This is a genomic window from Actinomadura sp. CNU-125, assembly GCF_001942465.1.
Lineage (GTDB): Bacteria > Actinomycetota > Actinomycetes > Streptosporangiales > Streptosporangiaceae > Spirillospora.
The window spans coordinates 1-11,748 of sequence record NZ_MKJY01000161.1 but is presented as its reverse complement, the minus strand read 5'-3'; the positions used below and the strand labels follow the sequence as shown (position 1 = coordinate 11,748).

Sequence of the window (11,748 nt, the reverse complement as noted above, 5' to 3'; positions counted from 1 at the left end):
GACATTCCGACACCGATCACCGCGAAGTGCATCACAGCGGCGGTGTCCTCTCGACCGGACGGGCGCGACCGGCCGGGGGCGGCGCGGGTTCCGGGACGGCGCGGCGCGCCCAGACGAGCGTGGTGGGCGGGGGCGGCGCCTCCTGCGGGACCACGGGGGTGGTGCGCAATGTCGCCGCCTGCACGGTGAAGCCCGCTTCGTCCAGGACGTCCACGATCTGCGGGACGCGGCTTTCGTTCGTCGTCGCCACGAAGCGGTGCAGAGCGCGCGCGGCACAGGCCCGGACGGAGGACGGTTCGGCGTCGGCGAGGAACACCGCGTCCGGGTCCGGAAGGTGATCGAGGACGGACGGGAGCGTGCCGCGCGACACCGCGACCCGCACGCGGCGGGCGCGGACGGCGGCGCGGATCCGCTCGCAGGAACGCGCGTCCGGCCCGACGGCGATCGCGGCCGCGCCGAACCGGGCGCATTCGGCCGCGACGGAGCCGTCGCCCGGCCCGATGTCCCACACCATGTCGCCCGTCCGCGGGCCCAGCCGGGCGAGGACGAGCGCGAGCACGGCGGCCGCACCGGCGCGTCGTCCGAGGCCCAGCCGTCCGGGCCGGGCGGGTGCGCGGCCCAGCCGGGGCCGTCCGGCGGGCGGCGTTCGTCGAGGACGAGCACGACCTGCGGGGCGTTCCACGGACGCGTCGTCGCCTCGGCCGGACGGACGCGCACGACGCGTTCGTCCGGTCCGTCGAGGTCCTCGCAGACGACGAACGTGCGCGGGGTCTGCGGGAACAGCGCGCGCGCCAGTTCGGCAGGGCCCGCGCCAGGGGCGGTGAGGACCGCGACCTTCGGGTGGGCGCGGCACGCGTTCACCGCACGCCGCAGCTCGTGCGCCGACACGATCAGCGCGTCTTCCCAGGGCAGGCAGGTCGCGCGCGCGCACGCGCGGACCACAAGGGATCCGTCCATGCCTACCGCGCCATACGCCCGAACATGCCGACCATGCGTTCCCCGGCGGCGTCCACCAGCACCACCTGGGCCGCCACTGACCCGGCCCGGCGCTCCAGCTCGCCCGCGGTGCGGCGGCACAGCTCGCGGCCGCACGGGCCGAGCCGTCCGGCGGACTCCCACAGCTCGTAGGCGCGCCCGGGTTCGGCGGCGGCGACCTCGTCGGCCAGCGCCGCGCCGCCGCGCCCGCCATGGCGGCGGTGATCTCGCCCAGCACCGGCCCGACGATCGCGGCCTGGTCGGCCAGCCCGGCGACGAGGACGACCTGCCGGAGCCCGCGCCCGGCGGCGTCCTCCAGCGCGTCCAGGTCGACCGGCGCGAAACAGCCGTCCGGCAGCTTCGGCAGCATCCGCCGGGCCGCGTCCCGCGCGCCGCCCCCGTACATCACCAGCGTGTCGTCCGTCATGCCCGTCCCTCCCGGTCGTGGGCGACGAGCTTCGCGGAGGGACGGTCCGCGGGCGGGCACGGCGCGCCGGGGGACGGCGGATCGATCAGCACGTCGGGCCGTGCGGCCGCGACGCCGCGCACACGCGTCCCGGAAGGCGGACGGGTCGCCGAGCGCGAACGCGACCGTGCGGGCACCGTCGTCCAGGGCGTCGAGCACGGCGGCGGCCGGGTCGCCGCCCACCCGCCGGACCCGGGTCGTGTGCGCGCGCACGGGAGCTTCGGGCGCGTCCGTCACGAGCACGGTGTCTGCCTCATGCAGCAGCCGCAGGGCCCGGACGGTGACGAGCTCGGGATCGCCTGGGCCGACGTCCACCGGCACGAGGCGCGGGGGCCCTGCGTCCTGCACGTCGGGCGCGGTGCGGCTGAACACGAACATGTCCTGGTTGACGCCGTCGGCGTCGCGCTCCCCGCCGCGCGCGCGTCCCTCCCTCCAGAAGCGTGCCTTCTCCGCCACCCGGATGGACGGCGCGTTGCTCGTGAGGGCCCGCAGCTCCACCCGGTACAGGCCGCAGTCGCGCAGCGCCCAGTCCGACACCAGGCGGAGCGCCTCGGTCGCGTACCCCTTCCCGCGCGCGCTTGGCCGCATCCCGTATCCGACCTCGCACGTCCCCTGCGCCCACTCGACCCTGAACAGTCCGATCGTGCCGATGAGCGCGCCGTCCTCGCCAGTGATGGCGAGGTGCAGGCCGAGGCCGTACTGCTGGACCTTGTGGACGCCCTCCCGCAGGAACCACGCGATCGTCTCGGCGTCCAGCGCGGTGGGGAAGTTCGGCGGCAGCCAGGTCTCCTGGGCGCGCATCACCTCGATCAGGACCGCGGCGTCGTCCAGGCCGAACGGCCGCAGGACGGTCCGCTCCCCCTCCAGGCGCACTTTTCCCTCGAAGGCGTTCAATCGCGCTCCCTACCGCAGGCGTGGACCATTCTGCTGGCGAACCAGGGCGACCCGGCCCAATGCAGGTGGAGGTAGGACGCAACACAGTCGCCCTGCACGAACCCCGCCGGACCGGACGTGGACCACTGCCAGGCGGCCGTGTCCCCGTGCGCGGGGTCCGTCACCGTGCGGTGGAACTCGTGACCGTGCAGCCGCTCGCCCGTCCGGGCGACAACGGAGTCGGCCACCGCCACGGCGGCACGATAGCCCAGGGTCAAGCGGGGGGCCATGGTCGCTTTGACACCGTCCAGGACGCCGCACATCGGCGCACCGTCCAGCTCCTGCGCGAGGTAAAGCAACCCTGCGCATTCGGCGTAGACGGGACGTCCCGCCCCGGCGAACGCGGCCAGTTCGGCGCGCAGCCGCCCGTTCGCGGCCAGCTCCGCCGCGTACACCTCGGGGAACCCGCCGCCGACGACGACGCCGCGCGTGCCGTCCGGCAGCGACTCGTCCCGCAGCGGGTCGAACCGGACGACGTCCGCGCCCGCGGCCGCCAGCAGCTCCTCGTTCTCCGCGTATCCGAACGTGAACGCCGCTCCCCCGGCCACCGCGACCCGGGGCCTCGGCCCGGCCGAGCCCTCGACCTCCGCCGCCGGGTCCCATGCCCCGGCGGAGATCGGCGGGGCCGACCGCGCGAGCGCCGACAGCGCGTCGAGGTCGCACGACGCCGCGACCAGCTCCCCGAGCCGCCGCACGCTCGCGACCGCGGCCGCGTCCCGTTCCGCCGCCGGGACCAGCCCCAGATGGCGGGACGGCGTCGCCGCGTCCTCGTGCCGCCGCAGCGCCCCGAGCACCGGCACGCCCAGGTCGTCGAGCGCGTCGCGGCACATCGCCTCGTGCGCGTCCGACCCGAGCCGGTTGAGGATCACGCCCCCGACGCGAACCGCCCCGAACGACCGGAAACCGTGCACGAGCGCCGCCACGGACCGTCCGGCCGCCGCCGAGGCGTCCACGACCAGCACCACGGGCGCGTCCAGCAGCGTCGCCACGTGCGCGGTGGACGCGAAGTCGCCGCCGCCGAAGTCGCCGCTGCCCGTGCGTCCGTCGTACAGGCCCATGACGCCCTCGACGATCGCGAGGTCCGCGCCCGCCGCCCCGTGCAGGAACAGCGGGACGACGCGCTCCTCCCCGGTGAGCCACGGATCCAGGTTGCGTCCGGGCCGCCCGGTGGCCAGCGCATGGTAGCCGGGGTCGATGTAGTCGGGCCCCACCTTGTGCGGTGAGACGGCCGCGCCCCGGCCCGCGAACGCCGCCATCAGCCCGGTCGCCACGGTCGTCTTGCCGCTCCCGGACGCCGGCGCCGCGATCACCAGCCGCGGAACGTTCACCACTCGATGCCCTTCTGCCCCTTCTGCCCGCGATCCATCGGATGCCGAACCTTGCCCATTTCCGTCACCAGATCGGCGTACTCGACCAGCCGCGGATCGGCGTCCCGTCCGGTGATCACCACGTGCTGGTTGCCTGGCCGCTCCCGGAGCGCCGCCACCACGTCGTCGACGTCCACCCATCCCCATTTCATCGGGTAGGTGAACTCGTCCAGGACGTAAAGGCGGTACGTCTCGGCCTGCAGATCCCGTTTGATCTGCTCCCAGCCCTCACGTGCGTCCGCAGCATGGTCTTCCTCGGACCCCGGCCGCTGGATCCACGACCATCCCTCGCCCATCTTGTGCCACGCGACCGGGCCTCCCTCCCCGGTCTGCCCATGCAGCCGCCCAAGCGCGCGCAGCGCGTTCTCCTCACCGATGCGCCACTTCGCCGACTTGACGAACTGGAACACCCCGATGGGCCACCCCTGGTTCCACGCCCGCAACGCCAATCCGAACGCCGCCGTCGACTTCCCCTTGCCAGGCCCCGTATGGACCATCACCAGCGGCTGGTTGCGCCGCTGCCTCGTCGTCAGCCCGTCCTCTGGGACGTACTCCGGCTTACCCTGCGGCATCCTCGACCCCTCTCCACGAACTCGACACTTCGTCCGGACGGACGGGACGGCCGCCGCGCGACCGGGCCGCCGCGCGGACCGTCCCCGGCCCCTGAAGGCGCCGGACCGGGCCCGTCACGCGGCGGGACGGGCGGCGCGGACCAGACCGGCGAGGGAGTCGGCGGCCAGGTCGTCCAGGCGGACGACCTCGGCGGCGAGGCGGGCGCCGAGCGCGGCGGCCAGGCCCAGCCGGACGGCGCCGGACTCGCAGTCGACGACCACCGAGGCGACGCCGGACAGGTGCGCGGCCGCGGCGGACGGGTCGGGGCCGTGGGTGGCGCGGCCGTCGGTGACCACGACCAGCAGCGGGCGCCGGGCCGGGTCGCGGAGCCGCTCCGCGCGCAGGACGTCCGCCGCGCGCAGCAACCCGGCCGAGAGCGGCGTCCGGCCGCCGGTGGGGAGGCGTTCGAGACGGCGCGCCCCGGCCTCCACCGACGACGTCGGCGGCAGCGCGAGGTCGGCCGCGGTGCCGCGGAACGTGATCAGGCCGACCTTGTCGCGTCGCTGGTAGGCGTCCAGGAGAAGGCTCAGGACGGCGCCCTTCACGGCACGCATGCGTGCGCGCGCGGCCATCGATCCGCTGGCGTCGACAACGAACAAGACCAGGTTGCCTTCGCGCCCGTCCCGGACGGTCTCGCGCAGGTCGCCCGGCCGGACGACCAGGCCCGCACCGTTCCGGCCCCGCGCGCGCTGGTGCGCGTGCCGCCGCGCGCAGCGTCGCGGTCAAGTGCAGCCCGCGCGCGCCCGGACGCGCACCCGAGACCCGTCCGTACGGGCTCCGCGCTTTGGAGCGGCGCCCCGGCGCGCCCGTCCCGACGCCGGGCACGGTGAACAGGCGCGGTTTGTAGGCGGCGTCCGCCGGTGCGGGCTCGCTTTCGGTGGATTCGCCTCCCCCGCCGCGGCCGTCCTCGTCGGGTGCCGAAGGCGGGGACTCGTCCGTCCCGGCGGCTTCCCCGGCCGCGTCCGGACGCGGCGCCCCGCCGCCGGGGCCGGGGCCGTCGTCGTCCGGCCCGTCCGGCCCGTCGGAGCCGCCTGCCCCGCCGGATCCGACCGTGTCGGCCGCCCCGTCCGCGCCATCCGTCCCGTCCGGGTCCCCCTGGTCGCCTTCGGGCGGGTCCGGGTCGGCGTGCTCGTCGAGGATCCGGTCCAGCTTGTCGGCGTCGAGGCCGGGGGCGTCGAACGGGTCGCGGCGGCGACGGTGCGGGAGGGCGAGGCGGGCGGCGGTCCGGACGTCGTCGGCGGTGACGGCCGGACGGTCGTGCCAGGCGGCGAGCGCGATCGCGGCGCGGGCGGTGACGAGGTCGGCGCGCAGGCCGTCGACCTCGAAGGACGCGCAGACCGCGGTGATCCGGCGGAGCGCGGCGTCGGTCAGTTCGACGCCGGGCAGGCGGTCGCGGGCCGCGGCGATGCGGACGGCGAGTTCGGCTTCGGCGTCCGCCCAGCCCGCGGCGAACGCGGCCGGATCGTCCTCGAAGCGGAGCCGCCGCCGGACGACCTCGGCGCGTTCGGCGGGATCGCGGGTGGCGGCGACCTCGACGGTGAGGCCGAACCGGTCGAGGAGCTGCGGGCGCAGCTCCCCCTCTTCGGGATTCATCGTGCCGACGAGGAGGAACCGGGCGGCGTGCCGTACCGAGACGCCCTCGCGCTCGACGTGCGACTCGCCCATCGCGGCGGCGTCCAGCAGCAGGTCGACGAGGTGGTCGTGCAGGAGGTTGACCTCGTCGACGTACAGGACGCCGCGGTGCGCGGCGGCGAGCAGGCCGGGTTCGAACGCGGTGACGCCCTCGGTCAGGGCGCGCTCGATGTCGAGGGAGCCGGTGAGGCGGTCCTCGGACGCGCCGACGGGCAGTTCGACGAGCCGGGCGGAACGTTCGCCGCCTGCGGTCTCGCCGCCTGCGGTCCCGCCCGCGTGCGGGCCGTCCGGGCAGCCGGGGTCGGGAGCGCCCGGGTCGCAGGAGAAGCGGCAGCCGGGGACGGCCGGCACCGGCGGGAGCAGGGCGGCCAGGGCCCGGACGATCGTCGACTTGGCGGTGCCCTTCTCCCCGCGGACCAGGACGCCTCCCACGCCCGGCGACACCGCGTTGATCAGCAGCGCGAGTTTGAGGTCGGCCATGCCGACGACGGCGGAGAAGGGGTACGCGGCAGGGGGCATCGCGGGTTCGTCCTTCCTCGGGTGTCCACGCCCGATGGCGGTACTGTCCGACGGCCGGAGTCTCCTGGCTCCCGGATCACCGCTCCCCCTCGGCCTTCCAGCACTGGTGCCGTGGCCCGTTCGAGAGGGAACTCCCCTGGTCACAGTTGCGGGACAGCCCCGGATTCGCACCGGGTTCCTCCGCTTCCGTCGCCCGCAAGGATCGCACACCGGCGCGCGGCGCGGGCAACGGCCCCGCACGGGACGCGGCCGGAACGCGGCCGGGACGCGGCCGGGACGCGGTCAGGACGGGGGCGCCTGCGGGATCGCGAACCACACGGCCTTGCCCCGGACGGACGGTCCGAGCCGCGACCGCGTCCGGCGCATCCCCCACCGGCCGTGCGCAAGTTCGCGGACTATGCCGAGGCCGCGGCCGCAGTCGCCGGACGTCCACGAGTAGCCGGGCAGCGCGGCGTCGGCGAGCGCGTCGAACACGGCGCAGCGGACCTCGCCGGTGCCCTCGCCGCCGGTGCCGTCGTCACCGAAGTACAGCCACAGTTCGTGCGGGCCGTGGTCGCCCGCGTGCTGGTGGGCGTTGGTGGCGAGCTCGCTGACCATCAGCTGGGCGTCGCCGATCACGTCGCGGGGGACGCCCAGTGCGGCGAGGGCGTCGCGCAGGACGCGGCGTGCGTGGCCCGCGCAGCCGGGGCCGCCGGGCAGCGCCCACACCCAGCCGGGACGGGTGCCGGCGGGGGCGCCCGGTTCGTCGATCATCGCATCGGCCATGTTCTGCACGGTGTGCCCTGTTCCGGCAGACCGTGCGTTGGTGTGCTCTGCGTTGGCGGGTTCTGTTTCCGGCGCGGGTTCGGGTCGGAACGCCGCGCCCGGGGCCGGTCCGGGCGCGGAGCGGGTTTCGGCCTCAACGGGTGCGTCCGCCGGTATGGGCCGGACGTCCGCAACGTGGGCTGACGAGGTCTTCACGGGTCCTCCCGCAACTTCATGCCAGGGGTGCGCGGCGGGGCTCGCTCGTCACTTTCGGTCCCCAAGCAGTCACGGATCCCAGCGTTACGTGAGATTCTCACCTTTGCAACTGCCTTCGGGAAATCGACCTGCCTTCGTACCCGGTTGCGGCAATCTCGTTGTGGCGCACCCCCCGAGTGAGGAGACTCGCCCCCATGACTTACCGACCCACCGTCCGCGGCCGCCGCCTGGCCCGCGAGATCCGCCGGCTGCGCGAGGAGCAGAAGCTCACGCTGCAGGAGGTCGCGGACCGGCTCGACTGGTCGCGGGCCACAATCTCCCGCCTCGAGACGGGCCAGACCCGCCCGAAACCGGGCGACATCGCCGACATCCTCGATCTGTACGGGGTGCCGAGCCCCGAACGCGACTCGCTGATCACGCTGTCGCGGCAGGCGGGCCAGCGCGGCTGGTGGACCGCCTACCAGGACGTGTTCGCGGGCAGCTATGTCGCGCTGGAGGACGAGGCGTCGCACATTCGCACGTGGGACCCGCAGCTCATCCACGGGCTGCTGCAGACCGAGCAGTACGCGCGCGCCGTCATCACCGCGGGGCGGCTGCTGCCGAACCCGGAGGACATCGAGCGCCGCATCTCCGCCCGCAAGCACCGGCAGGGCCTGCTGAACCGGGACACCGCGCCCCAGGTGCACGTGATCTTCGACGAGGGGGTGCTGCGGCGGCAGATCGGCGAGGAGGGCGTGATGCGCGGACAACTGGAGTCGCTCGTCGCCGCAGCGGATCGCCCAACGATCACCGTTCAGGTACTTCCGTACTCGGCGAGGGAGCATGCGGGCCTTGACGGACGTTTCACCATATTGTCGTATCCGGACCCCGCAGACCCCGATATCGCCTACGTAGAGGGCACCATGGGCGACGTTTACCTTGAGAGCGCGGAGGCAATAGCAAAACATAGGGACCGCTTTGATCTGATCAAGGCGGCCGCTCTGTCCACCGAGGAATCCGCGCACCTCATCGCCGAGGCAGCAAGGAGCAGCCCGTGACCAACCTGCAGCGCGACCTGACCGGGGCCGCCTGGCGCAAGTCCTCCCACAGCGGGAGCGGCGACCAGTGCGTCGAGGTGGCCCCCCTTCCCCGCGATCTGCGCGCTGTCCGCGACTCGAAGGACCCCGGCGGGCCGGCCATCGTGCTGACCCCCGCCGCCTTCGAATCCCTCCTGAGCATCGCCAGGGAGGCATAGCCGGGTGCGTCGAGGGGCCGCGGTCTCCCCGGGCCGCGGCCCCTCGCCATGCCCGGACGCCCGAAGGCCGCGCCGCCCGCACCCCCGCGCCGCCCGCACCCCCGCGACGTCCGTGTTCCCCGTGCCACCTTCCGGAAAAGTAGAACGTGTTCTACCATCGCGGGTGCGTCGTCAACGCGGACAAGGGGTGGATCGTGAGCACGGAGCTCAAGCTGGGCGTGAACGTCGGTTACTGGCAGAGCGAGCCGGAGGACCAGACCGAGACCGTGCTGGCGGCCGAACGCCTCGGCTACGACTCGGTCTTCACCGCCGAGGCGTACGGGTCGGACGCGTTCACCCCGCTGACCTGGTACGCGGCCCGGACGTCGCGGATCAAGCTCGGCACCGCCGTGGTGCAGATGTCGGCGCGCACGCCCGCCGCCACCGCGATGCACGCCCTCACCCTCGACGCGCTGTCGGGCGGACGGGTGATCCTCGGGCTCGGCGCGTCCGGCCCGCAGGTCGTCGAGGGCTGGTACGGGCAGCCGTTCCCGAAGCCGCTGGCCCGCACGCGCGAGTACCTCGACATCGTCCGGCGGGTGTGGCGCCGCGACGAGCCGGTGACGAGCGAGGGGCCGCACTACCCGCTGCCGCTGCCGGGCGGCGCGGGGCTCGGCAAGCCGCTGAAGTCGATCGTGCACCCGCTGCGCCCGGAGATCCCCGTCTACCTGGGCGCGGAGGGCCCGAAGAACGTCGCGCTCGCCGCCGGGGCGACGCAGGGCTGGCTGCCGCTGTTCGTCGACCCGGAGCAGATCGAGCCGGTCTTCGGCGCGTCGCTCGCCGGACGTCCGGACGGTTTCGAGATCGCGGCGACCGTGACCACGATCGTCACCGACGACCTGGCGTCCGCGCTCGAGTTCGCCAAGATCCCGCTCGCGTTCTACATCGGCGGGATGGGCGCCCGCGACCGCAACTTCCATCTCGACCTGATCGGCCGGCTCGGCTACGCGGAGCAGGCGGCGCGCGTCCAGGAGCTGTTCCTGGACGGCCGCCGCCAGGAGGCGATCAAGGCGGTGCCGGACGATCTCGCCGACTCGATCTCGCTCCTCGGGCCGATCGGGCGGATCAAGGAACGGCTGGCGCTCTGGCGCGACAGCCCGGTCACCACGCTGCTGATCGCCGGGGTGAAGGACGAGCCGACGCTGCGCGCCATCAAGGAAGCGGCCGACGGCTAGAACGCGTTCTCGCCGAGGAATTACCGCGGCGCCCCGCGTGCTGAACGGGATGAACCCCGAAGATCACACGTGGGAAGAGGGACACACGATGTCCGCGCAGGAAGACGCCGCCCGCCTGCTCGTCCGCACCCTGGAGGCAGAGGGCGTCGAGTACGTCTTCGGCATCCCCGGCGAAGAGAACATCCACTTCGTCAGCGCGCTGAACGACTCGTCGATCCGCTACGTCCTCGTCCGGCACGAGCAGGGCGCCGCTTTCATGGCCGAGATCTACGGCCGCCTCACCGGGAAGGCGGGCGTGGCGTCGGCGACGCTCGGGCCGGGCGCGATCAACCTGCAGCTCGGCGTCGCGGACGCCACCACCAACAGCACCCCGGTCGTCGCGATCTCCGCGCAGGTCGGGCTCGACCGCATCTACAAGGAGTCGCACCAGATCGTCGACCTGGTGTCGCTGTTCCGCCCGATCACCAAGTGGGCGGAGCTGGCGCCGCGCGCCGAGGCGCTCCCGGAGATGGTGCGCAAGGCGTTCAAGACCGCGCAGACCGAACGTCCCGGGGCCGTCTACCTGGCGATCCCCGAGGACGTCGAGTCGGCGACGGTCCCGGCCGGGCTGGCGCCGCTGCCGGTGAACGTCGTGCGCCCGCAGGAGCCGTCGCCGTCGCAGGTCGCGCGGGCCGCCGACGTCCTCGCGCTCGCGCGGCGCCCGATCGTCCTGGCGGGGCACGGCGCGACCCGGCACCGCGCGGGCGACGCGCTGGTGTACCTGTCGGAGCGGCTGGGCCTGCCGGTCGCGACGACGTTCAACGGCAAGGGCGTGTTCCCCGACGACCACCGCAACGCGCTCGGCGCGGTCGGGTTCATGCGGCACGACTACGTGAACTTCGGCTTCGACGAGGCCGACGTGCTCATCACCGTGGGCTACGAGCTGCAGGAATTCGACCCGGTCAAGATCAACCCGGACGGCGACAAGAAGATCGTCCACATCCATCCGTCGCCCGCCGAGGTCGACGACCACTACGCCGTCGAGGTCGGGATCCAGGGCGACATCGCCCGCTCCCTCTACGCGCTCACCGACGCGACCCACCGCAGGTTCGACGTGAACGGGACGGGTCGCAAGATCCGCGAGCTGATGCGGGCCGAGCTGGCCGAGGGCGCGACCGAGGACGGTTTCCCGCTCTCCCCCCGCCGCATCGTCGCCGACGTCCGCGCCGCGATGGGCCGCGAGGACATCGTGCTCGCCGACACCGGCGCGGTGAAGATGTGGATGGCGCGCATGTACCCGACGTACGAGCCGAACACGCTGCTGGTGTCGAACGGGCTGTCGTCCATGGGCTTCGCGGTGCCGGGCGCGATCGCCGCCAAGCTCGCCCGTCCCGACCGCAGGGTGCTGGCCGCGACCGGCGACGGCGCGTTCCTGATGAACTCGCAGGAGCTGGAGACGGCCGTCCGGGAGAACGTCCCGATCACCGTGCTGATCTGGGACGACTCGGCGTACGGGCTCATCGAGTGGAAGATGGACCTCGAACTCGGCCGCAGCTCGCACATCAAGTTCGGCAACCCCGACTTCGTGAAGTACGCGGAGAGCTTCGGCGCCCACGGGTACCGGGTCGAGTCGGCGGACGAGCTGCTGCCCACGCTGCGCAAGGCGCTCGCCGACGACGGCGTCTCCGTCGTCACCGTCCCGGTCGACTACTCCCACAACCTGCGCCTCACCGACAAGCTGGGCGAGCTGACCGACCCGTTCTGACCCCCGACCGCGCCCGGCGCCCGTCGGCCCCGCGCCGCGCCGCTAGCGTCGGGGTCCCGCCGGGCGGCGGCGATCTGCCGCCGGATGCCAGG

General features: G+C 73.9%; 8 protein-coding genes, 1 pseudogene and 1 riboswitch. Of the genes and pseudogenes, 4 read left to right on the top strand and 5 right to left on the bottom strand.

Annotated features, from left to right (window positions below):
- Positions 1 to 31: 31 nt before the first annotated feature.
- The 5 genes and pseudogenes from BJF79_RS60750 to BJF79_RS19725 form a co-directional block, all read right to left on the bottom strand.
- Complete coding sequence (locus BJF79_RS60750; protein ID WP_262402288.1) at positions 32 to 2,335, bottom strand: GNAT family N-acetyltransferase; 2,304 nt, start codon at positions 2,333 to 2,335, stop codon at positions 32 to 34.
- Positions 2,332 to 3,687, bottom strand: a complete 1,356-nt coding sequence (locus BJF79_RS19740) for a cobyrinate a,c-diamide synthase (protein WP_075899434.1) — start codon at positions 3,685 to 3,687, stop codon at positions 2,332 to 2,334. Before BJF79_RS19740 ends, BJF79_RS60750 begins: the two co-directional genes overlap by 4 nt.
- A gap of 11 nt (positions 3,688 to 3,698) precedes the next feature.
- Positions 3,699 to 4,313, bottom strand: a complete 615-nt coding sequence (cobO, locus tag BJF79_RS19735) for a cob(I)yrinic acid a,c-diamide adenosyltransferase (protein WP_075899424.1) — start codon at positions 4,311 to 4,313, stop codon at positions 3,699 to 3,701.
- Positions 4,314 to 4,427: 114 nt separating this feature from the next.
- Positions 4,428 to 6,504, bottom strand: a pseudogene (locus BJF79_RS19730) (VWA domain-containing protein).
- Between the two features lie 57 nt (positions 6,505 to 6,561).
- A riboswitch (cobalamin riboswitch) is annotated at positions 6,562 to 6,685 on the bottom strand.
- 101 nt (positions 6,686 to 6,786) lie between these two features.
- Positions 6,787 to 7,269 carry an ATP-binding protein gene (locus tag BJF79_RS19725; protein WP_075899432.1) on the bottom strand — a complete coding sequence of 161 codons (483 nt, stop codon included), beginning with the start codon at positions 7,267 to 7,269 and terminating at the stop codon, positions 6,787 to 6,789.
- 389 nt (positions 7,270 to 7,658) lie between these two features.
- Here BJF79_RS19725 and BJF79_RS19720 point away from each other — a divergent pair, with 389 nt between their 5' ends.
- From BJF79_RS19720 to BJF79_RS19705, 4 genes are all read left to right on the top strand, one after another.
- On the top strand, positions 7,659 to 8,501 hold the full coding sequence (locus BJF79_RS19720) for a helix-turn-helix domain-containing protein (protein ID WP_075899422.1): 843 nt from the start codon (positions 7,659 to 7,661) through the stop codon (positions 8,499 to 8,501).
- Complete coding sequence (locus BJF79_RS19715; protein WP_075899420.1) at positions 8,498 to 8,698, top strand: DUF397 domain-containing protein; 201 nt, start codon at positions 8,498 to 8,500, stop codon at positions 8,696 to 8,698. Before BJF79_RS19720 ends, BJF79_RS19715 begins: the two co-directional genes overlap by 4 nt.
- Before the next feature lie 194 nt (positions 8,699 to 8,892).
- A complete protein-coding gene (locus BJF79_RS19710; RefSeq protein ID WP_075899430.1) occupies positions 8,893 to 9,912 on the top strand; it encodes an LLM class F420-dependent oxidoreductase in 1,020 nt (339 codons plus the stop codon).
- 88 nt (positions 9,913 to 10,000) lie between these two features.
- The gene (locus tag BJF79_RS19705; RefSeq protein ID WP_075899428.1) at positions 10,001 to 11,656 is read left to right on the top strand and encodes an acetolactate synthase large subunit; all 1,656 of its coding nucleotides are present in this window, start codon (positions 10,001 to 10,003) and stop codon (positions 11,654 to 11,656) included.
- The last annotated feature ends 92 nt before the right edge of the window (positions 11,657 to 11,748 follow it).